Annotated in this window: 11 protein-coding genes; 3 read left to right on the forward strand and 8 right to left on the reverse strand. The window is 41.3% G+C overall.

All coding sequences use genetic code 11. The annotated features are described in order from the left end of the window. Nucleotides 1–3,110: hypothetical protein (locus ACTHJT_RS16130; RefSeq protein ID WP_440240085.1), on the reverse strand; the 3,110-nt coding region annotated here is incomplete at its 3' end. A gap of 410 nt (nucleotides 3,111–3,520) precedes the next feature. Next, complete coding sequence (locus ACTHJT_RS16135; RefSeq protein WP_440240087.1) at nucleotides 3,521–7,822, reverse strand: T9SS type A sorting domain-containing protein; 4,302 nt, start codon at nucleotides 7,820–7,822, stop codon at nucleotides 3,521–3,523. Between the two features lie 82 nt (nucleotides 7,823–7,904). Here ACTHJT_RS16135 and ACTHJT_RS16140 point away from each other — a divergent pair, with 82 nt between their 5' ends. Further along, the gene (locus ACTHJT_RS16140) at nucleotides 7,905–8,126 is read left to right on the forward strand and encodes a hypothetical protein (RefSeq protein WP_440240089.1); all 222 of its coding nucleotides are present in this window, start codon (nucleotides 7,905–7,907) and stop codon (nucleotides 8,124–8,126) included. A 48-nt stretch (nucleotides 8,127–8,174) separates the two neighbouring features. Here the strand turns inward: ACTHJT_RS16140 and ACTHJT_RS16145 are convergent, their stop codons facing one another. The 6 genes from ACTHJT_RS16145 to gcvP all read right to left on the reverse strand — a co-directional run bounded on the left by ACTHJT_RS16145 (nucleotide 8,175) and on the right by gcvP (nucleotide 22,209). Beyond that, a complete protein-coding gene (locus ACTHJT_RS16145) occupies nucleotides 8,175–9,383 on the reverse strand; it encodes a hypothetical protein (RefSeq protein ID WP_440240091.1) in 1,209 nt (402 codons plus the stop codon). Continuing rightward, nucleotides 9,373–10,458, reverse strand: coding sequence for a porin family protein (locus ACTHJT_RS16150; protein WP_440240093.1), 1,086 nt, complete (start codon nucleotides 10,456–10,458; stop codon nucleotides 9,373–9,375). The genes ACTHJT_RS16145 and ACTHJT_RS16150 overlap by 11 nt, the downstream gene beginning before the upstream one ends. 10 nt (nucleotides 10,459–10,468) lie before the next feature. Continuing rightward, entirely contained in the window at nucleotides 10,469–13,603 is a 3,135-nt protein-coding gene (locus ACTHJT_RS16155; protein WP_440240095.1) for an nSTAND1 domain-containing NTPase, read from the reverse strand. 4 nt (nucleotides 13,604–13,607) lie between these two features. Next, nucleotides 13,608–15,110, reverse strand: coding sequence for a hypothetical protein (locus tag ACTHJT_RS16160; RefSeq protein ID WP_440240097.1), 1,503 nt, complete (start codon nucleotides 15,108–15,110; stop codon nucleotides 13,608–13,610). Nucleotides 15,111–15,124: 14 nt separating this feature from the next. Then, nucleotides 15,125–18,397, reverse strand: a complete 3,273-nt coding sequence (locus ACTHJT_RS16165; protein WP_440240099.1) for a cyclic nucleotide-binding domain-containing protein — start codon at nucleotides 18,395–18,397, stop codon at nucleotides 15,125–15,127. A gap of 917 nt (nucleotides 18,398–19,314) precedes the next feature. Continuing rightward, the gene (gcvP, locus tag ACTHJT_RS16170; protein ID WP_440240101.1) at nucleotides 19,315–22,209 is read right to left on the reverse strand and encodes an aminomethyl-transferring glycine dehydrogenase; all 2,895 of its coding nucleotides are present in this window, start codon (nucleotides 22,207–22,209) and stop codon (nucleotides 19,315–19,317) included. Nucleotides 22,210–22,375: 166 nt separating this feature from the next. On the opposite strand from gcvP, the gene ACTHJT_RS16175 reads away from it, so the two are divergent. Both ACTHJT_RS16175 and ACTHJT_RS16180 read left to right on the forward strand, forming a co-directional pair. Further along, nucleotides 22,376–24,019 carry a M28 family peptidase gene (locus ACTHJT_RS16175; RefSeq protein ID WP_440240102.1) on the forward strand — a complete coding sequence of 548 codons (1,644 nt, stop codon included), beginning with the start codon at nucleotides 22,376–22,378 and terminating at the stop codon, nucleotides 24,017–24,019. Between the two features lie 2 nt (nucleotides 24,020–24,021). Further along, nucleotides 24,022–25,374, forward strand: a 1,353-nt coding sequence (locus tag ACTHJT_RS16180) for a LutB/LldF family L-lactate oxidation iron-sulfur protein (RefSeq protein ID WP_440240104.1), incomplete at its 3' end; no start/stop codon positions are given.

A 25,374-nucleotide genomic window follows, 5' to 3' on the forward strand; every position in this document is an offset into this window, starting at 1 on the left:
GGTATCTCATTACCAAGCCCATAATATAAAGCTCTTGCGCCTAATTCACCTGCATTCCGTTGATTTATTTGATCAATCCCTGGATAAGGAGCATGGTATTGTAATTCTACAATATCACTTGGTTGATTGTCTAAAGTAAGATTCGCAGTAATTAAATCATCTAAAGAAGCATCTTCAGTCTTAGCATTTATACTAGTATTATTTGTAAAGTTTTCTACAAGTATTAACCTTATACGATTACCGATCCATACATTATCAAAAGCAAAACCATCAGTCTTTTGATTTGTACCTGCAAAGGATACTCGAAAACGAATTTGTTTATTCTTGTCAATCACATCATCTAAAACATAACGAACATTTTTCCATCCGTTCGTTGAATCGGTCCCAGTCCACCCATTTTGATTTAATGATGTAGGACCTGATGGACGGGAACTTATATTGGTTCCATTATTATACCAATTTATACCACCGGATTTTGTATTACCTAATGTCTCCCAATCCTTACCATTTAATGTATATTGCAAGTTTGCACCGGAAGTATTTGCACGGGTTGCAGACCATATATCCATATGAATCATTGGTCTGTCTAAATCGTCAAGCACAAAACATGGACTGTACACATAAGAATGTTCATTCATCTTATAAGATCCCGATAAATTTGTAGCCCACACAAAATCGTTATTTGAGCGTGATTTTATAATAGACTTATTCGCAAAACCCCAAGCCCAGGAAGAAGCTGTATCAGCAGCAGTACTTGGAATCCATCCTCCTTGGCTTGTCTGAAAATCATTTGCATATGGGATATCTATACTAACATCAATCATTGGAAATATAAAAACCTTTTGCGAATCAATACTTTTGCAATGGTTATTCGTTATTGCTGTTTGCGTCACCGTATATACACCAGGACTTAAAAATTTGTAATTATAATTCCAATAATTTACTGAAGGGTTATGATTGGAGGCTTTAAAAATAGTATCCTTAATCCCCACAAAATTCCATACTATTGTATCAATCCATCCTGTACCATTAGGTATAGAGGTAGCATTTGAAAATTTTGTAACATCTCCATTACAAACTTTATCCCATGAGAAGCTTATATTCGGATACGGACCAATAAAAGTACTTTTTTGTACGCTCTCACTACAACCAGCCTGCGTTGTAAGTGTATATTTGATAGTATGATTTCCGGCAGGAAGAACTAAATCAATATTTTGATTATTATAAATCGAATTATCTACCTGCCATTTCCAGTTATTAATAACATCATTTACTCCATTCCCTAACACAACTGATGCTGAATCTTTCAAATGAATAACATCTCCTTCACAATACGATGATATAGTAAAGTAAGGAACAGGTATGGCATTAACATTCACAATTTTAGAGTCCGTATTGATACATCCATTAAGATCTGTATATTTTACTGTAACAGTATTAACAGATGAAGCAATTTTAGGATTGAACATATATGCCGATGAAATAAACTCAACACCAACGCCTGAATACGTAGTTGTACCTCCTGTAGGAGACACAGAAGTAGTTAATTGAACCGCTGCATCATTTCTGCAAAAATCAGTTCTAAATCCTATAGCATTCTGCCTTGTATCTTGTTGTATTAAAACCTTTGGTTTATTGAAAATTCTAACATATTGAAATACCATTATGTCTAAATCTGAATAATCACAAAAGATTGTAATCATTGTATCCTGACCTGAAAAAATAATTCCATCCGGTGAAAAATTCGCAGTTCCCTTAACCTCATCAACATCCGTTATCCCTGGCCCCGTAAATTTCCCTACGCCTCCATTGGACGATAATCCATATATACCATCTCCTACACAATATTTAGGTAATAATCCATTAATGTATAATCCAGTAGTAGTTGCCACAGTAATAGTTTTGGAAGCACTGGCTGTACAGCCATTAGGAGCAACTAATGTTCTTGTTATATCAAAAGTACCAACACCAGTTACGCTTGGATAAAACATGTTTGTTATATTACTCACTCCATTACCTGATAATGTAATTATACCACCAAAGGATGGATTTGTCTGAGTGCCTGAAATTGAAACAGACGTGCTCGTAGTTGGATAAATACTTTGATCCGGAGTAAGTGCAATTGTCACCGACGGTGCCTGAAGAATATTTATACCAGACTGCGTGTATACATTCGGACAACCAACAGAATTTGTATATGAATATGTTACCGAAGTAATTCCTGGCAAAAGTGTATTTGGTTTAAAAGTGTTGCCCGAAACTCCATTTCCTGAAAAAACACCGCCACTCGGAAATCCTGTCAATGTTACATCTGCATCATTACTGCAATACGAATTCTGCATTCCAGAAAAATTTACTGCAGGAATTGGTTTAACAGTAATATGAACTGTATCAGAACTGACACAACCATTTTGATTAGCAGTATATGTTAATACAAATAAACCCGGGCCAGATATACTCGGCCTAAAAATGCTTCCTACTAGACTAGTATTAGATTCAGATATAGTATAATTACCTCCACTTGGACTTCCATTTAATGTTAAGTCAGCAGCATTGGCGCAAACAACTTTTTGCGCGACCGTCAAATCAACATTGGCCTGCTTACTCTCAAAGTGCGCGTGCACATATTGATTTTTATTGTTTTGATTTTGGGAAGCTGTACCGCCAGTAAATAATAAATCACCAGATGAAGTAGTATTGATTGCATGCACCTGGATGCCTCTTAATATAAAACTATCTTTCTGAGTGGTTGTGTTTAATAAATAATTCAACGTAATCTTATTAGGAGTCACATTTAAATCTGCAAAAGAAATATCTGTCGATGCAGAGATTATAACATTACCAACTCCCGCGTTGAATTCAAAATTAAGTGGAGCATTTAATTCATAGGTCTGTACATTTGCAGAAATAGCAAAATCCGTTTTATTTTTTTCAGCAATCTTAATGTCCGGAATGGAAACAAAAGAACCTCCAACACACATATTAACATTACCGGCAGATGTAACAATAACCTGCGATTTAGCTGTAATAAAATCAAATAATAACAACAAAATAACGACTAGACATTTCTTTACAAAAATATTTTTAAAAGCTTTATTAAATTTTTCCATAATACTGATAAATTTGAAAGTGAAGGTTTTATAGATAGATAAATAGAGTAAATACTTCTGATTAACTTAATATCCGAAGAAAATACTGGTACGAGAACACACATACACTTACCACAAGTGATACAAAGCAGCTGATTGTACGAAACATAGTTAAAAGACTTTAAAAGAAAATATAAAATGGTACTTGATAAAATTAAGGAACTTAAAATCCTATAATTTTATTGTTCCAAAAATAAGCATATTATTACAAATTAGTAAGTAAAAATATTAAGAAAGTGTTGAATTAATCATAGAAACAAAAACCTCCTAGGCTAGTTTTAACAATTTGATTGAAAACCAAAAAGATCAAATAAGCTCAGAAGGTTATAGTTAAATTATGATCCGCCGTGGCGGGATAAATTTATAATTACTTAGTGTATCACCACAAACTTTTGCGTCTTCACGCCAGCATTGCTATTGCTTAAACGAAGGGTATAAAAACCGTTTGCATAATTGCTTGTATTGATCGTAAACCCATCGGCACCATCTGTAAGAGTACCTTCATCTATTACCCTGCCCATTTCATCAACGACCATCCAATTGTATTTACCTGAAAGTTTACCATTCAATGCTACAGTAGTACTATTGTCAGCAGGATTCGGATATAAAGACACGGTAGATGTTGTTTCAGTAGGATCGAATACTCCGGTTGAAACAGTAGCGCCTAAACCCTTATATGCAGTTTGGTAAATTTCTTTGGTTACGTTATCCTGAACAAAAGCAATAACCGCTATTTTTTCGGGATTATAAATATTATTTGATCCAAAAGGCAAGCTAAAGTTAACCGTCCTACTATCACCGACAGCAGCAAAATTAAAACTTGTACCTGCGGCATCTGGCAAGAACTTCGCATGTACCCACTGATAGCTGCTTTCACCATTTGCACCTACGATCCCATTAACAAAACGCTCCAATACAGAAATATATACCGTCACATTATTTTTAACCTTGATTTTATTTTCTACAGTTACTTTACCGGAAACAACATTATTTACAAGTACAGGCTCTAAAGTCAATGTAAACGCGGGATCATATAAGGCCCGTGTATTGATTGTATTGGTATCAATCTGAAAGGCGCTGCCTCTGAAATAAGATCCATCAATACAGGAATAAGGAACCTGGGTAACTCCATAATAAAGTGCTCTTGCACCGGCATCGGGAATATTGCGTGCATTAATCTGATCAGGTCCTGGAAAGGCCGTATGATATTCTAGCTTCACAATATCTTTTGGTTCGTTATTCACTAAATTATCTGTTACTAAATCATTCAGTTTTGCATTTTCGACTTTTGTAAAAGATGTAGAATTATTTGTAAAATATTCTGCTAAAATCAATCTTGTGCGATCTCCGATCCATACATTATCAAAAGCAAAACCATCTGTCGTTTCCTCTGTCCCTGCAAACGCAATACGGAAACGAATATTTTTACTGCTTCCTAATTCCTTATCAAAAATGTGACGAGCATTTTTCCAACCTACCGTATTGGTATCTGTCCATCCATTCTGATCCAGATCTGTACCGGAAGGTCTGGCTACAATGTTTCCGGTATTATTATACCAGTTTACTCCGGACTCATTCCGTTTACCTAAGGTTTTCCAGGTTGTGCCATCCACAGCATATTGTAAGTTGGCGCCTGCAACATTATTAATCATGGATGACCAGATATCTAAATGTATCATTGGTTTTGTAATATCCTTCAATGTAAAACAAGGGCTATATACATATGAAACCTCTTTTGGATTAAATGAACCATCAAGGCTTGTTACCCATACATTATTATTTGATTTTATAGCTGATTTATCTGCTATGCCTAATTTCCAGCTTGATAAATTTTCAATCGGTGCATCCGCAATCCAGCCACCATTATTTACTTCAAAATCGCTTGAATATGGTTGAGAGGAAGTAATGTCCTGTGCTGGCAAAATAAATACCTTTTGGGTGTCCGAGAAGATACAATTATAATCACTTGTAGCTTTTAAGATAACTGAATAAGTTGACGGCACATCAGTTAACGCATTTATAAATGTATGACTAGTGTCTCCATTGTATTCAGGTAGATTTAAATCAACTTTTGGTTTACCATCTCCAAAATCCCAGACAACGTTTGTAATATTTCCTTCAACAATACTAGAGGTATTATAAAACTTAGTATTTTCTTTATTACAGATCTTATCCCAGGTAAAGTTTGTTTTAGGATATGAACCGATGGTAATTACAGTATCAACTGTAGCATTTATACAGTTTTTATCTGTTGTCAATCGATACGTGAATGTATGCTTCCCCGCAGTTAATTGTAATGTTGTATCATTCTTAAAAGTATTCGAGTAAACTATATTATCTATTTTCCAGTAACATGATTTTATAAAACTGTTTGCACCGTTGTCAGTATTTAATTGGGATGATAAATCACTTAAGGTAATAAAATCTTTTTCACATACGGTTGATAATTTAAATTGTGGTTTTGTATTATCTGCAGACAAAGGTATTCCATATACAATTGTATTCTTAGTCATAGAAGCTGTACAGCCAAATTTGTCCGTATAGGTATAAGTTATATTATGCTTTCCTACTACTGAAGGTTTAAACACAGCTCCTGTTAAAGGCGCAGTCAAACTTGAGTAAATCCCTCCTACAGGCGAACCATATAATATGATATCTGCATTAGATTTACAGTAGATTGTATCTAAATTAGTAAAGCTAGTATTTGGTATCGCATTTACAATTGTTGTCTTAGTAGCTGTATTCCAACATCCAGTAGCTGAATTAATACATTTATACGAGATATCATAAGAACCAGGAACAGCAACATTAGGATGAAAAATTCCTGAATTATCTAATGTTCCTGGCGCAATAGCTATTGAACCGTCAGATGATTTAATCGACAACTTACCATTGCTTGGTACTACATTTGATAAAATATCAATTGCAGGATCACTTGAACAATATTTCGAATTTAAACCTCCCATTAAAACATCAGGTAAGGTCGAAACATGGACAATAGAATCTACTGAAGCTTGACACCCATTCTGAGGATCATTATAGATATAAGTGATTTTATAATCCTTAGTCAATACACCATTATTATTCTTAGCGGCATCCTGAGGATAAAAAATAGTATCGTTTACACCTGTTCCCATACCAATACCTGGTTTAAAATATCCCCCTGAAGGACTTCCAGTCAATGAATATGAATTGATACTATCACAATACTTATTTTTAGGATCTAATCCTAATATAGATAATCCTGTAGGAGTTTTCTTAACTCTCACTCCTATATTTCCCGAAACCTTACAATTATTGACGTCAGTATAAGTATAAGAAATATTTGTAAGTAAAGAATTACTACTTCCTAAGTTAATTGCACCAGGAGAAAAGGTATTGTTATTTATTCCTGATCCTGAAAAAGAAACATTCCCTCCAGAGGATCCGCTTGCAACAATTGCAAAAGATGGTTGAGAATTACAGTAAACAGAATCAATATTACTTGAAACCAAAGCTGGAGCACCTGTAACTTCAACTGTGGTAGTTGCGCTACCATTAGCACCTGAAAATATAATCATGTATTCTCCAATATAAGGAGCATTAGCAGGAGAAAAAGACGCGCTACCATCATTAATGTTATTATCAATGATTACTTGAGGAGTATAATAATAAGGAGTACCACCTAATAAAAAATATGCATAAAATATTCCATGATCATTATTAACAGTCATTGTCACATCGTTGGAATTTTTACAATAAGCAGCGCTTAATCCATTTATAGTAGCTCCTACAGATTGCGCTACAGAAACAGTTTTAGTTGCAGATGTTGCACAGCCATTGGGGGCTGTCAAAGTTCTGGTAATAACAATGTTATTACCTTGGCCCACAGCATTAGGGTGAAATAAATCTAACCCCCCTGAAGACGTTACTCCATTACCAGATACTGTGATTACTCCCCCTGACGAAGGGTTATTTTGAGTTCCACCTATAATTACAGAATCCTGTGCGCTAAAATAATTATTTTGATCGGGATTCAATGTTATAAAAACAGTAGGCGATTGCTTTACAGATGTTTGCATAGTCGCCGTATTTGTACAACCGTTTGAAGAATATGTATAGGTAACATTTTTATTATTTCCCACCCCGGCATTAGATGGTCTAAAAAATGAAGTATTCACAATGCCACTTCCTGAAAAAGTTCCTCCGGTAGGAAAACCTGTCAATGGTACATCATTATCACCACTACAATAACTACTTGCTAAACCAAAAAAAGTAACTGCAGGAATAGGTTTTACAGTAATATGGACTGTATCTAAACCAGTACATCCATTTTGACTTGCTGTATATGTGACGACAAATAAGCCCGCACCAGAAAGTGAAGGTTTGAAGGTGCTTCCCGAAAGTGCTGATGTGGATGGTGAAACAGAATATGAACCACCACCAGGGCTTCCATTCAATGTAATATCAGAAGCGTTTGTACATACTACATTTTGTGAAGCATTTACACTAACGTAAGCTTGATTACTATTAAAATGTGCGTGCACATACTGATTTTGATTATTCTGATTTTGTGAAGCACTTCCCCCAGTAAAACGTAAATCATTTGATGATGTAGCTCCTACTGCATGCACCTGAATATTTTTAAAAATAAAGCTATCTTTTTGAGCTGTCGCATTTAAATAATAATTCAACGTTATTTTAGTTGCCGTTACATTTAAATATGCAAACGATATATCTGTAGAGGAAGGTGTTGTAACAGATCCCACTCCCGGATTGAATTCAAAATTGTTCGGTGCACTTAATTCATATGTCTGTAAGCTTGTTGAAGCATTAAAATCTGTATTAACCTTCTCTGCAACTTTAAAATCCGGTATTGTTTTATATGCACCACCTACACACATGTCGACATTGCCTCCGGATGTAACTACAACCTGGGCTTGTATAGTATGTACACAAAACAACACTGCAATTATTAAAACGATGTTTTTCATTTGATTTATTTGTTTATCAAAAACACAATATCTATTCTATATAATTCTATTTTTATTTCAATTCCCCGTTTGAATCAATACGGATCAATGATATCACATCATTTGCCCCTGTTGCATTACCACCAAATGCGATAGTTCCGGAAACCACAAAACCACCATCATTGGTTTGCACAACAGAAGATCCGTAATCATTACCTGTACCACCAAATGTTTTCGACCAGATTACATTAGCATTTGCATCTGTACGAACCACTAAAATATCCGAACTTCCTGTGCTCATCTCTGACCCAGTGATGATGAAACCTCCATCAAACGTTTTTAAAAATGCAGCAGATTTTGCTTGTGGAAGATTTGATAATGCTTTAAAATAAACTTTCGCGTCATTATTATCTACATTAGCAATAAAGATATTCCCGCTATTTGTAGTTCCTAATATGTATCTACTATGATTATTACCTATCAAAACATCTGTTGCACCAACAATAGAAGGATCTATACCGCCTTTACCAATATTTGATTTGGGATTATAAAAGAACGGATCTTTTTGTATTCTTCCCGTAGTAATCAACATATCAGGCGTATTTGTGTATGCACTTGTTACATAAACCGTATCATAATATTGACAAATTGATGTAGCGACATTTACAACATTATTGTTTCCATATTTAGATTCCCATTGTTTCACTTTCCCCTGATCCAATTTAACTAGGTATACTGCACTGGTATCTTTTACACTGCTATGAAAATAAGCGGTTCCAACAATTGCAAATCCATTATCCAGTGTTTTAATAATACGGTTTCCTATATCATTTTGCCCGGCAACGCCATATAAAATTTCTGAACCTACTAACTCTCCGCTGGCAGATAACTCCGCCACATACACATCTGTAGTTGTTCCGCCAGCCTCTGCTTTAGAACCTGTGAGGATATAATTGCCATTGTTTGATACTATGACACAATTCCCCTCATCATCGCCAGCACCGCCAAGTACCTTACTCCACTGTTCATTTCCGTATTGGTCGGTCTTAACCACCAGGATATCCTTGCCGTTCCCGTATGAATCCGTTGTACCCACCAGAATGTAACCGCCGTCGGGCGTAAGCGCCACGTTGCCGGCTTTCTGGGTTCCACCCTTGCCGTAATATTTTATAAAACTGTTTGCCTGTTCAGGCTTGATCTTTTCCTTGCGGCAGCTGCCCAACACCAGCACCAGGGATGCCAGCGAAAGAAAAATGATAGATGCCTGTATTCTATTTTTCATGTGTAGGTAATTTTTTAGGCTTGTAGAACGACTTGTAGTAGCCTACAGAAAACATCAGTGAGTTGAGGGTAAAGTTGTTGTCGACATACCCGTATTTGTAAACCAGATCCGCGTTGCTGTACTTATCATGCACGTCGGAAATATTATTCAGCCCGTACATGTATTTTGCGTCCAGTACAATGTAGCCGTAACCGGCTTTGTAACGCAGACCGGCACCCGCTACCAGCGAGTAGTTGAACATGTTGCGCAGGTCACGTGTGTTGATATCCGGCCCGATTGCCTGATTCGACTGCGTATTGATATCTTTCCGCGTCACATTCGCTTTCGCGTTCATGATCATGGATATAGCCGCGCCGCCCTGTACATAATAGCGCAGCTTCTGCTGCCCCATTGTATACTTCAGCACCACCGGCAGCTCCAGCCACAGCTGTGTTTCTTTCCAGGTCAGTTCAGAATAATCCATCAGCGTATTTTTGTACTGATATTTTTTAAAGGATAATAATGCATCAGCACCAAGACTGAATTTCTTATTCAGATAGATGTCTGCATTAAAACCGAAGTGTACATTCAGCAAGCCTTTATAATCCCCGGTGTTTTCTTCGGTGTTATATACCCCATAAGGCACAAATGAATTCGGTTTGGTTGAATTCATGCCTACTTTAAAGCCCAGTGAATACACCGGATTGGTGCGGTATGAATTAAAGAGGTTGATAAATTCAGACGGATCGGTCACCGGGTTCACCTGGTATTCCGGATCTGTTTTGATCAGCTCCAGGAAATACCGGTTAGCTTCTTCATCGCGGTTATCAAACAGCTTTGAAAGAATGATCAAACGATATGCCTGCAGTTTTTCAAACTTACTGAACCCGTCGCTCTGGATGCACGGCAGCAACATGTCTTCAATAACATTGATGCGGCCGGCCTCATACGTCTTCTCGGCATCGCGCAGCAGCTGCACGCAGCGGTTCTCTATAATCGAATCTTTGTTCTTATTCTGCGCCTGTACAGTCCCTGCAAACAGGAACAGTACAGCAGCGCATAAAAATGTACTCAGCGGAGTGAATCTCTTTTTCATTGTTTCCTCCTTAATATATTTTATCCATATTTTCTTCCTGACTTGGCAGTTCCGGACAAGTACGCTCATACGGAACACCTTCTTTCGCTACATAGCGTTTCCACTCTGCCCCGGTCATGTTGCGTTTCAGCAGGCCGCACATCTGGTCGGCCATGATCTTGCTGCTGGTCGGCCATACACGGATCAGGTTATCCCCACAGCCCGCGATCAGCTTATCGCCTTCCGGACTGAAGGTCATGGACCATACCCAGTTGCTGTGGTCTTTCAGCACCAGCGGCTGTTCGCTCAGTTCCGAAAGATCCCACACACGGATGGTTCCGTCAAAGCTGGCTGATGCCAGTTTTGAATCATCCTTGCTGAACTGCATTTCATTCACACGCGCCTTATGTCCCGGCAGTGCTACGACCAGACGCTTGCCTTCCACATCCATGATGCGGATCAGTCCCATGCTGTTACCGATTGCCAGGAACTCCCCGCCATGGCTATACACCAGGCTGTTGATCGGGTTGATATTCTTATCAATGATGAACGGTGTGAATGCATTGTCCAGCGAAACGATGGTGGTTTCACCATCATCGTTTGACACCGCAATGGTTTTGCCCTGCGGATTTAAAGAAACAGCTTTGATGATGCCTTTATCTCTGTAGATCGATGAAGATTTACCGGTTGCCAGGTCCCATACCACAATGGTACTATCCAGACTCGCCGTGATCAGCGAAGTACCGTCAGAAGTAAACTGTGTAAAGAATACATTTTTATGATGCCCGTTCAGTACAACCGGCTCTGCTTCCGGCTTTGCCGTATTCACAATACGCACGTTCGATGTGGCCCCCCCAAAGGCCAGGTACTGGCTGCTCGGACTGATCGACAAGCCACCGAAGGCATAATTGTTCGCATATACTACCGTCGGTTTCGGATTCATCGTTGCCAGGTCCCACTTCAGGATCTTGCCGTCTGAACCTGCTGTGTACAGTACTTTTCCGTCGTGGCCGTATACCACAGACTTCACGGCGTCTTTATGTCCGTGCAGCGCATTGTATTCCGATTTCTTCAAATCTTTCAATGCATAATACAAACCATCGTAGATCTCATGCTGGTTTACGTTACCACCGTTCTTATCGTAGAACTCATATGCCTGGAAAGCAAGCAAGCCTTTACGCATGGATTCGTCTTCGATCTGCACGGAACGCACCGCCATGGATTGCGCGATGGATAACAGACGCAGTTTATCCGCACGGTCTTTCTGGGCCGTAGCGGCACGCTCGTTGAAGAGTGCCAGCTCGCTCTGCATCTCCGCGATCTTCTGCTGCTTGGTTGCTTCGGCCGCAAATTGTACGGCTTTGTTCCGTTGCAGCTGTGCTTCCTTGGCGTTCTTCTCTGCGATCTCCTGCTGGTGCTTCGCTTCATCGGCAGCAATAACCGCTAATTCTTTCTGGCGCTGCGCTTCTTTGGTCTGCTCTTCAGCAATACCTTTTTGTTTTTCCGCTTCGATCTTCTGTTCATTGGCTACTTTTTCATTCTTCTCGGCTTTCTCCTGCTGCTTTTTGGCTTCCACCATCTGCAGGATCGAGAATACAAGTGAACCCAGGGCCATGATCGTAAAGATCCCCAGCACCAATGCCACGGTACGCGCACGTTTCAAAGCCTGCTTCTGCGCAAGCTCTTTCAGGCGCTGTTCTTCTTCATGCGCAGCATTACTGGTATCCAGGAATACCATGGCACGTTCAAAGGCTGAGTCATAACGCTGCGCCCAGACTAAGGTCGGTTGGTTTTTCTGTTTCCAGTTTAAGGCTAATTGCAGATCGGGTGGTCTCCAGAGACCGGCTTTTCCGATCTGGTAACTGGCAGCTGCATCCGACAGACGGATGTACATCTGTGCAGATTCGCCTTCTTCTTCCACCCATTTTTTCAAACGGGTCCAGATCCGCATCAGACTTTCGTGCGAAATATCGATGATACTATCTGAATCCAGATTGATATGCGCCGGCGGCATCAGCAAGGATCTTCCTTCCACGCGGAAGTGATCCACGATATGTGCCATATCATCTTCACTGCAGCCTGCAACTTTTGCAATCGTGGAAAGTTTTGTCGGTCTGCGGATGCCGGCAGAATCAGAACCTTTCTCGGTTAATGTCTTAAATAAAATCTCGCAGTAGAATTTCTGCTGCTCAGTCAATTCATCATATGCTTCATCGGCATGCTGCGACAGGGCGCCGGACATGGAGCCGATGGCTTCGTAATGTCTCAGATCCAGAATTTCATCCGGCTCGTGGTTCTCTGCCCAGAATGTCCAGGTACGCATCAATGCGTGCTGGATGATCGGCAGCTGATCGGGATTATCGCCCAGGTCGTTCAACAACTGCTGTACCAGACGGGAAGAAATTTCCGCGCCGCCAACAGCAACCGGACCCTCAATCGCCAGACGCTTCTGCTCACGCACCATCTGCGGGATCAGATAGTGACTCTCGTTGATGTATTTGGTCAGCTCCGGAAACTGCGCGCAATCACCGATAAAGTCTGAACGCATGGTAATCACCACGTAAATATTCGATTTCAGGTCTTTCACTGCTTCCATCAACAGGTTGATGTAGGCCAGCGATTCGTTGGTGGAACTGGTATCCTCACTTCTTTTGAAACGGAACAATTCTTCAAACTGATCGGCTACGATCAATACATTGTGCCCATTGTCGAGATGCAGCTGCTTCACGGCTTCGATCAAACCAAGAGAAGAACTCTTCAGCAAAGTAGAAGTAATGGTTTTCTTCAGCAGCTTGTCATCGTTGTCGGCAACCAGGTAGCTTCCATCCTTCTGCAGCAAGGCCTCAGAAAGATTGTCAATCGGACTGCCGCCGGGACGTGTCGTGATCACATGCCAGTTGGGTCCGATGTGTGAAAGGAAGCCACCGTATAAAATCGGGATGACACCGCAGAACATAAACGAGGACTTACCGCTGCCGGAGGCACCGATGATCCCGACGAATTTATTTTTTGAAAGCTTGTCCAGAACTTCATCGCTCTGCCCTTCTCTACCGAAGAATAAATGACTCTCATCTACGTGAAAGGCACGTAGCCCCGGGAAGGGATTCTGCTTCGCACGCGTAAGTCCAATGTGTTCCTGATCGATAAGATGTAGATAATCGCTCATACTCTTATACTGTTATTTGTTTCAGAAATGGGTGAATGATGTCTTTCTCAAAGTTTCCGGCATTTGCGCGGATGATGGAGAAATTATATTTTTTGTAATATTCCAGATCGATTGGTTTATCTGTGGTCAGATAAATCGCTTTGCCGATCATGTTTTTCTTTCTGCCGAAGCCTGGTGCTTTCAGGATATCCAGCACTTTACTTTTCAGCCACTGCTCGGAAACCTGGTCACTGAAAATCAGACACGAATCACAGGCATTTAAATTGTTGCGGTGGCGGGAACGAATCTCCATGATATCACCTTCAAACATCGGCAGCAGTACATCAAATCCGTTTTGTTTTAAATGATTCACCACGGGCTGGCATTTGTTCAGGTCGATCGCGTCAACGATTACATAAATATTCTTACCGCTATTGGAAGAAAGGTCTGCATCAGGAATGATGTAGCTGTGTCCCTTTTCATCCTTAATGCTTGCAAGCTCACGCTTGATCAGAGATTTAAATTCTTCAATCGGAATTTTCAAAACTTCCGCGCCATTCATGGACTCTGTGCTGCTCACAAAGGCTTCCATTAATAACTGCTGCTTGTCATCCACAAAATTCATATCCTGCGGAATCCAGATCAGTCGCCTGAATGGTGTACTATTCTTTTTGCTGTTGCTGTATTCAACGGCAATGTGGTTCTGCAGCTTCATCAGCCGCACTTCTTCGCGTTGGTCGTAATCTTCATCGATAAAGGACTCTCCCATCAGATGAATGGAAAGTTTGCATTTATCGAGGTCCGCTTTGATCCGTTCAGCCGTATCAGGCGCATCCAGGGAAAGCATTTTATCTGGCAGTACATGATAGCCGTGTCTTTCCAGCTCACGACGGATGATATTCTTCTGGATCAGCAGTTCATTTCCGGTTTCAGCGAGATACACGCATTCATCCGGCATGGTATCTGCCTTATGTTTATTGTCGCTGCCGGTTGTCTGCGGCTGGTTGTAATAGATTACTTTATAAATATCATAGGCCAGATCCACCAGGCGCATCCAGTATGTCTTTTCAGCATCCTGTCCGAAGAAAGCATTGAACTCTTTCATCAGTCCGGTAAACGGATCATACATGAACAGGTCATAACTTACCATTTCGCGCAGCAGCGGATGATATTTCTCCGGCTCTACAAAAGACTTCGAAGCCTTGAACATTCTGAGTTTGCCGTCAATGCGCATCTGCATCGGACTGTTCATCAGCAGGCGCAGGTATTCTGCTTCCTTGATGAACTCACCGGAAACAATATACTCCGGAGAAACCAGGTAAATCACTACACAGGCTTTCTCGTATGGGTTGATACCCTGTGCCGCGGTATCCTGACTCGTAAGAATTTTCGGATGGTGCTGCAGCAATTGTGAGATCAACGTATCAAGGAATTTTTTAAAATTATCTACCCAGCCGGTATCATGCCCGGGGAGCCTTTCATTATCCTTTTCTGTATAACTCAAAAATATGTCGTATTCAAAAGCCATTTCGTTCTTGCTTTTTATTTAGTAGCTACTAATTCGTTTTTATTATATGCTTCTTCCAGTTCATTGTTCAATGCAGGAATTACTGCGCGCGACAACACATAGTAACTGGAAACAATATCAAAGAATCGGTCTTTATCAATTTTAAACAGGATGGTATCTTCAGATGCTGTCACTGTATAGTTCATCACATCTGTATCCAGGATCAATTCATCGCCCAGTAAATATTTTGATCCGTATTCGCCTTCCACGGAACCATCGGCTCTTGTTAACGAGATCATACCTGAATAAACGATCGACACGGGATGAGTACCGTTTACGCTGCCCTGGTGAATGACCTCTCCGGCTTTCACATATACCTCCTCAATATAATCCGCCATTACAGCAAGCAAGGCTCCTGAAATATGCGAGAACACCGGTATCGATTTCAGGAAGGTAATTTTAGAGAACATCAATGTTTTCCATTTGGTAGCCTTGGTTGAAAAGATCAATGCATCCAGTTCTTTTCTGTGTCTTTCAGAAATACGATCACAGAGCGTCTGATAGCTCTTTGGTGAAACCGTATTGATTACCTGCGCGGTAATCTCACGGATCAGGCGATCCGGGTTAAAGAGATTCGCGATCATGGTGTCATTTACTTTCACATTTTTCAATGTCAGTAATTTATTGATGGCACAGGCTTTTGTCCATCGGTTGATTTCATTGTAATCTTTATTGATCAGATGAAACAGAATCGTTATTTCATCATAAGATTCCCGCGGAAAATGCGCCTGCAGCTTCTCAATTTTTTCAGAAAGAGAAATCTGATCCAGCAACGGTACCAGCATAGGTTTCAATTCATCATCCACAAATACGTCCAGCAATTCAATCGCGTATAGAACGCCTTCAACCGTACGGCTTTTAATGTTCTCTTCTACCAGTTTCACAGAAGCCTGATGATAAATCAAGGATAACAGCATGAAAATATTTTCATCATTCTCTTCAATCTCTTCAATCAATGCCTGGTACAAAGGTGTTGGTGCAGTGTGCTCCTTGATCTCATCCAGCGCGGCAATCTTCCAGGCACACAAGCCGATCTCCTGCATCAGCAATTGTTTAATTTTACTGGCACGTTCGCCTTTGGCAATGTATGCCAGGTTACGCAAGGCAAGCAACGCTTCTGATACAACTTTACGGTCGGGATAATTGATTTTGCTCCACAATGCTTCAATGGCTTTATCCCCGCCGATCTTGGAATAAACCTGTATGATCCGGATCTTGGTCTGCAGGTTCTGACCTGTTTTGTAAAAGGCCAGATCGAGTGTAGGAATAACTTTCTCGCCAATGTATTGCAGACCTGATGAGGCTACATTGGCGAAGCTTGGCAGTGACAGGTTCTCAATCAGCAGCATCCAGTATTGGGTAAGCTTAATGGTACCTGCAGTCAGCAAGGCCGACTTCCGCACGCGTGGGTTGGATTCGCGCAGCAGGTCGAACAGCTGGCGCGCCATTTCCTCATTAAAATTATTGCGGATCAGTTTTACGGCGAGTTCTTTATCTACCGGATTCTTGGAGCGTGATAATTTCACAATCTGATCCGAAGAAGAAATCATTTTTTCTACTTCATTGAAATTTGCAAGCGCATGTTCTGCCAACGCTTTCGTTTCAACAGATGTATCTGTTCTGTGTATGATTCCTTTTAAATTATCTGTTGCGGAAAGCAATTTAATATCTTCAATCTTCTTGAATACATAATTGCGTACACGCGCGGAAGGATGGTTTATATACGAGTATATTGTTTTTTCCAGGAGCGCCGGATCCAGACGTTCCGTCATCTTCAGCGTATTGATGATGCGTGTCGCATTATCTGTTTTCATTTCCTGCAGCAGAATTGCCTGTACTGATTTATCATTGCTGTCATCCAGTACATCCAGGTTACCGCGTTGCGTAGTAAGCGTGTCCTGTAAGGTTGAACGGTATTCCGTATACAATTTCACAATCACATATGCATATAAACACACCGCCAGGATAAGTGCCACGCTGAAATAGATCAGCTTGAACGAAAGCAAACCGAACAGGATCAGGAAGCCTGCAGCCACAACTACGGAAAACTGGCGGAACACGCCTTCAACCTTGGTTTGTACATCGTGCCGGATCTTTGCATTGATCGGCAGGAAAAAGTTTTTGTAAATCGGCTCTTCAAAGGATTCGATACAGGTTTGTAAAAAGATCTTACTCAGACAAACGAAGATAAAGAAGAGGATAAATGTTTCATTGATCCCTAAAAAGGCATCATACTTGGTGTCGCCAAAGAAACCGCCGACAAGAGCCGTAAGAATAGAAAAGACTCCCAGCAGCACCGGCAGAATGAATAAGGAGAGCTTCACACCTATGGTATTGATGATGCGGTCTGCTCCTGCCAGCTGGAAGATCATATTGAACAGCGTTAACACGGTTCCGTATCCCGCAAGGAAATTCGCCAGGTCAATATCATTGATGTATACACGTCCATCAGCCGATACTTCTTTATAAGCTTCCAGACCTGCAGAGAAAAAGGAGAATTCCATGAACTGCAGAATGATTACCGATACCAGTGAAAGCTGTGCCAGCAAACGGATATACTTGTTGTTGAAAAGCTGTTTGAAATCCGGAGAGGCTTCCAGTTCTTCTTTTTTATTGATGGTAACAAGTTTTTCGTTCGGATGCTGCTGAATAAAGACCTGGTACAATACAAAAGATACAAGCATGGCTCCTACACTGAAGTAGAAGTAATCCACAACGGGTACATCAGACGGGATAAGGAATACGACGAAGAACGCGATTACCGTTGCAAACATCTGTCCCTGGTCAACCGTACCGGTGAGGCGTTTTTCATTGCGCAGGTTGAAGGAACGACCGATGATCCCGTAAAAGCAAAGCAGCGTCAATGCATTGATGCTTCCTAAGCTTGCGAATACCAGGTAACGTAACTTGTGTACTTCCGGAAAGGTTTGAAGCAGGTAGCTGAATACAACAACTGTGATTAATATAAGAAGTAAAGTAATGCGCGCTAAAATTGAAAAAGGAATACGCTTCTGAAAATACGCGAAGATCAACGTAGAGAAAACACCTAATAAACCTGAAACAAAGAATGCTTCAGAGATGCGGTTCTGTTCATACACTTCCAGGAACATGGTACTGGAACCAATGTCATACGTTACGACACTAATACCCAGAAAGAATGAAAAGAACAACAGTAAAAGCACGGGTTTTAATTCACCCGGTTCTATATCCAGAAGCTTATTTAAATATTTCTTTAAAAATTTCTTCATTCTTATTTAAGCACAATTTTTAGCCACCTTAATTATACGATTTTATGCTCTTAAATGTAAATTATCATTTTGTTTTAAGGTTAGATTCTTGAAAAATGAACATTTAATCATTTAAAATGAAAAGTAAATTCAAATATTTGTTGACTTTACCCAAAAACAAGTCATTTATCAGACTGCCAAGAATTTATATTAAATAAATACAATTAATGGTATTAGAAGTAACCTGATCATTTTAAATAAAAAACTAAATGCCCAATAACATAGACTGTATTGCTGGAAGTTGGTGTCATGTGTAGAAATATTACTGTAATAATTTACACCCGCTGGCGCAAACATTTGCTTGTGCCTATAAGCTCCCGCTGGCGCAAGCATTCGCTTGTGCCACATTCAACTTTATAAGCTCTTCCGGATTTGTAATCCGGAAGCCAGATAAAAAGGATTTTTAATCCGATTAACTTAAACCCTCCAAGGGTTTACCCCCTCCTTGCTGGCGCAAGCATTCGTTTGTGTGCCTCGCAAAAAATCAAGCATAAGGAAAAGTTTGCGTCAGCGGACAACAAGTGGTTGGCAGTTTACGTGAACAATAGTACCTCGTAATACTACATTGCAGATCACGTAAACGTGCCGAACCACGGCAGGAATGTACTTGCCGTGGTCTGGCACGTTTATGACCCGGTAAACTTTAATAATAAGAAATGATGTGTACTGGCATAAACTGCCAACCACCGGAATCCTCGCTGGTGCAAGCATTCGCTTGTGCCTCATTTAACTTTCAGAGACCAATGTGTCTGAATCATAAAACAAAAAAGAGGAACCTGTTAAAACAAGCTCCTCTTTTAAAATTAATTATTTCCAGATGAATTATGAATTCATTTCAACTACCAATTCATAATTTATAATTCATAATTCATAATTAATTACGCTTCCGCTTCAGCGAACTCTTCGGTAGGAATGCAGCTGCAGAACAGGTTACGGTCTCCATACGCGCTATCGATACGGCTTACCGATGGCCAGAATTTCGTTGTCTTTAAATATGGCAGTGGATATGCCGCTTTTTGTCTTGAATAAGAACGTGTCCATTCGTCCGCTGTAATTACACTTGCCGTATGCGGCGCATGTTTGAGCACGTTATCGTTTTTGTCTGCAGTGCCGTTTTCGATTTCAGCAATTTCCTTACGGATCGCGATCATCGCATCACAGAAACGATCCAGTTCCTGCATAGATTCACTTTCAGTCGGTTCAATCATCAAGGTTCCTGCAACCGGGAAAGAAACCGTAGGTGCATGGAAACCATAATCCATCAAACGTTTCGCGATATCTTCCACTTCAATGCCAATGGTATTTTTGAACGCTCTGCAATCTAAAATGAATTCGTGCGCGCAATGTCCGTTTGTTCCGGTATATAGGATCGGATAGAATTTCTCTAAACGGGATTTGATATAATTTGCATTCAGGATGGCATTTTTAGTTGCATTGGTCAAGCCATCCGCGCCCATCATGGCAATGTATGCATACGAAATCGGAAGAATGCTTGCACTGCCCCATGGCGCCGCTGATACGGCATGGATAGCTTTATCACCACCGGTTTTTACAATGGCATGCCCAGGGAGGAACGGCACCAGGTGTGCCGCAACACCGATCGGACCAACGCCCGGCCCACCACCGCCGTGCGGAATACAGAAGGTCTTATGTAAATTCAAATGACAAACATCTGCGCCGATGTTTCCAGGTGAAGTTAATCCAACCTGTGCGTTCATATTCGCACCATCCATGTATACTTGTCCGCCGTGGCTATGAATCACTTCACAAATTTCAATGATACTTTCTTCAAACACCCCGTGTGTAGACGGATACGTAACCATCAGGCATGATAGGTTTTTGCTGTGCAATGCTGCTTTCTCTTTCAGGTCAGCAACATCAATATTTCCTGCATCATCACATTTCACCAATACTACCTGCATGGCAGCCATTACTGCACTTGCAGGGTTGGTACCGTGTGCAGACGTAGGGATCAATGCAATATTACGGTGATGATCTCCTCTGCTTTCATGATAAGCGCGAATCACCAGCAAGCCGGCATATTCGCCCTGCGCACCTGAGTTCGGCTGCACGGAAACGCCTGCGAAACCTGTAATTTCAGACAACCAGGATTCAATGTTCTTAAATAATTCATGATAACCTTTCACCTGAGCTGCAGGTACAAACGGGTGAATCTGTCCGATCTCCGGCCAGGTTACCGGAATCATTTCTGTCGTCGCATTCAGCTTCATGGTGCATGAGCCCAGTGAAATCATGGAATGCGTTAAGGACAAGTCTTTATTTTCAAGATGCTTCAGATAACGAAGCATTTCATGTTCCGTATCGTAAGTATTGAAAACCGGGTGCGTCATAAATGCAGACGTACGCGCTAATTCTTTTGGTAATACCGAATCAATGGTTAATACATTCTTAACCAGTTCCGCAACAAGCGCTGATTTACCTGCTACTTCTGCAAAAATCTCTGCAAGTACCGTTAAATCTGCTACTGTAACCGATTCATCCAACGCGATTACCACACTATCATTTTCATAACGCAGGTTCACCAAACGTTTTTCTGCTGCTGCTTTGATAGCTGCTGCTTGTCCTTTTGCCTGAACAGCAATCGTATCAAAATATGCCTGGTTTGTTTGAGCAAAACCCAGTTGATTCAATACAGAAGTCAATGCTGCTGCAAATCCGTGTACACGTCTGGCAATGTTTGTAAGCCCTGCCGGACCATGATACACTGCATACGAAGCTGCAATTACAGATAACAATACCTGTGCGGTACAAATGTTTGATGTTGCTTTCTCTCTGCGGATGTGCTGCTCGCGTGTCTGCAAAGACATACGGTATGCTTTCTTACCTTCCGCATCAATGGATACACCAATGATACGGCCCGGCAGCTGGCGCTTGTATTCTTCTTTCGTTGCAAAGAAACCTGCATGCGGACCGCCAAAGCCCATCGGCACCCCAAAGCGTTGTGAAGAGCCGAATACGACATCAGCTCCCATTTCACCCGGAGTTTTTAATAAGGTTAAGCTTAACAGATCGGCACCAAATGCAACCAATACATCGTTTGTATGCGCCTGTGTAATCAGTTTTGTATAGTCTGTTGTAAGCCCGTTGCAGTCCGGAGATTGTACCAATACACCAAAGATGTCTGCACGGGAATAATCAACCGTATTCGGATCTGTAATTTCAAGTTTGATACCCAGTGGCTCTGAACGTGTTAGCAGCACGTCAATTGTTTGCGGGAACGCATTCGGAGAAACAATGAATACCTGCGCATTTTTTTTACCGCCCTTGCGCAGACTATGTATTAACGTCATCGCTTCAGCTGCTGCCGTTGCTTCATCCAGTAAAGAAGCATTCGCGATCTCCATGCCGGTAAGGTCGCATACCATCGTCTGGTAATTGATCAGCGCTTCCAGACGGCCTTGCGCGATCTCGGCCTGATACGGAGTATACGCTGTATACCAGCCAGGATTCTCCAGGATATTTCTCAGAATCACCGGAGGTGTAATCGTATTGTAATATCCTAAACCAATGTAGGTCTTATAGATCTGATTCTGAGAAACTACTTTTTTGAATTCAACAAGGAATTCTTCTTCACTCAGAGCTTTCGGTAACTGCAATGGTTTTGCTAATCGGATGCTTGCAGGAACGGTTTCATCAATCAGCTGATCTAATGAACGTACACCAATAGCTGTCAGCATCGCTTCTTTTTCTGTTGCAGATGTGCCAATGTGTCTTTCCTGGAAGGAACCTCTTTGGGATAAATCGATTTTCATACGGGTAGAACTACTAAATAGTAAGGAACGTTCCACGGAAGAGGAGTCTTCGGCGAAACGACCACAAATTTACAAAATTGCCGCGGCATAAGGGCTGTTTTCGGAACTGCCTGTGGATAAATAATATTCGGGTAAAATTTAGTAGATTTACCACATGAATACCTCTATGAAAAAATTCGTTTATATACCGCTGCTGGCGATGTGCGGCCTGTTATTGATCAATGCCCGTCCCGTACCGGATGAAAACAAGATCAAAGATCTGGCGGTAAAATCCATTACAGCAAAAGATTTATCTGACTATCTGCACATTGTAGCCTCCGACAGCATGGAAGGACGGGCTACCGGTGAAGCCGGCCAAAAGAAAGCGGCCTTATACCTGGCTGCCAAATTCAAGGAATTCGGCTTGACTCCTCCTGTCTCTTCGGCATCGGGCAACAGCTATTTTCAAAAATTCACCCTGGTAGAAAAAAAATGGGCGGATGTATACATTACTGTCAATAAAAAGAAGAAGGAATTCCTCAAGGACTTCTATGCGTATGGAGATGTGAGCCTGCCGGAGGCAACACCCCTGAAAATTGTATGCGCGGGCTATGGTATTGAATCTAAAAGCTACAACGACTATGCGGCGCTGGATGTAAAGGATAAAGGTGTTATCATCTTTACAGGAGAACCCTTCCGGGATTCAATTTCACTGGTAAGCGGAACAAAAAAATCTTCGAGCTGGGCAAACGACTGGCGCGCGAAATCTGAGCTGGCATTCAAAAAAGGCGCGAAAGCTGTATTTGTCATTGTTGGCAATACCGACCAGGATTTTGAAACACGTCTGAATTCTTTGAAGGAACATTTAACGGCGCCATCCATGGCGTTTACACATAAGAAGAAAGCCAGTGCGTTTTTCATTCCCATCAGCCTTGCGGCGGAAATGCTGAAAAGCACGCAGGAAGATTTAGCAGCGTACAAAAAAAAGCTCAGCACCAGGCTTCTTTCAAGCGCTTATGCATCTGATACGCAGAGTAAATCTTCCAATAAACTTTTAGGTACAGACTCCTATATCTATCCGTTCAAATCTGCCAAAGTAGTTGCCAAGGCTGGTGTTACAGAACGCATGGTAGATACTGAAAATGTATTAGGTGTTATTGAAGGATCGAAACACCCTGAAGAGATTGTAGTGTTGACTGCTCATTATGATCACCTGGGTATTGAGAACGGAAAGATCTGCTACGGTGCCGACGATGACGGCTCGGGCACGGTTGCCTTGCTGGAAATTGCCCAGGCATTTTCTCTTGCCCGCAAGGAAGGCTTTACTCCGGCACGTACGGTTCTGTTCATGCCGGTAACCGGCGAAGAGCGTGGCTTGATGGGTTCGGAATATTATACCGACAAACCGGTGTTCCCTCTGAAAAATACAGTTGTTGATCTGAACATTGACATGATTGGCCGTGTAGATGCCAGTCACATCAATAACGAGGAATATGTATACATCATCGGCAGCAACCGTTTATCCACCGAGCTGCATAAGATCAGCGAGCAGGCAAATGCCAGCGCTCCGAATATCCAGCTCGACTATACCTTCAATTCCTACGATGACCCGAACCGTTTTTATTACCGTTCCGATCATTATAACTTTGCCAAGAACCGGATTCCTGTGATCTTCTATTTCTCAGGCGTTCACGAAGATTATCATAAACCGACAGATACTGTTGATAAAATCCGGTTTGATAAGATGACAAAAATCACTCAATTAGTATTTCTGACAGCGTGGGAAATTGCAAACTTAGATCATAAGCTTGTAGTAGACGTTACTGAATAAATATGAAAAACTCTGAATCGTTCTTACTAGACGCCGATGTTAAAACCTTTGACCCGGAACACCGTCGTAAAATCAATTTCAATATTGGCCGTTACAACGATGCTGTTGCGAAAGGAATGTCACAGTTCAGCAACCATGAACTGGGCAGACAGCGCGCGTCTTACATAAAAACACAGGTGATCGAAAACCTGGATAAATACCTGATTGAATTTGAAAGCAACTTCACTAAAAATGGCGGCAAAGTCATTTGGGCACAGGATGCCGAAGAAGCACTGAAAGAAATTCATAAGATCCTTAAAGAGAAAAAAACGAAAAGTGTTGTTAAGTCCAAGACCATGACAACCGAAGAAATTCACTTTAATGAATATCTTGAAAAGAATGGTATTGAATCGATCGAAACAGATCTTGGCGAATATATTGTTCAGCTTGCAGGACAGAAACCATACCACATCGTTACGCCTGCCATGCATATGTCACGCCACGACATCTCGGTATTGTTTGAACAGAAATTAGGAATCCCTTATACCGACGATGCCCAGGAACTGACACTTACGGCGCGCAGAATACTCCGTGAAAAATACCTGGATGCTGAAGTAGGTGTTTCAGGTGCCAACTTCCTGATCGCTGATGTAGGCGGTATTGCCGTTACTGAAAATGAAGGTAACGCAAGACTTTCAACAACATTCCCTAAAACACATATCGCGATTGTTGGGATCGAGAAATTAATCCCTTCTCTAACTGACCTTGGCTTGTTCTGGCCGATGCTTGCACAAAGCGGCACTGGGCAACAGGTGACAGTATATAATACCGTACTGACCGGTCCAACCAAACAAGGCGAAAGCGATGGACCGGAAGAGATGTATGTGGTATTACTTGATAATGGCCGCACCAACTTAATGCTTGACCCCGACAAGCGGCAGGCATTGAATTGTATCCGTTGCGGTGCCTGTTTGAATATCTGTCCGGTATACAGAAACATCGGCGGACATACGTATGCCAGTACCTACAGCGGCCCTATCGGCTCGGTGATTACACCACACTTTGATGGTATGGAAAAGTTTAAACACTTAAGTTATGCCAGTTCACTTTGTGGCGCATGTACCAGTGTTTGTCCGGTAAAGATTGACCTGCACAATCTGCTTTTGCTGAACCGTAATCAAAGTGTTAAAGAAGGACTGACAACAAAAGGAGAGCGCTTTGGCTTCAAGCTCTGGCTGCGCGCCATGATGAACAGAAAATTACTGAATCTTCCTGGTGCGGGTTTGAAAAATTTCATGGTGAGCTTTATTTTCAAAAACTCCTGGAGCAAGCGCAGAGAAGATGTGCATATTGCACCGAAGTCTTTTCAGCAGTTG

This window comes from Cytophaga sp., assembly GCF_051961495.1.
Taxonomy (GTDB): Bacteria; Bacteroidota; Bacteroidia; order Cytophagales; family Cytophagaceae; genus Cytophaga.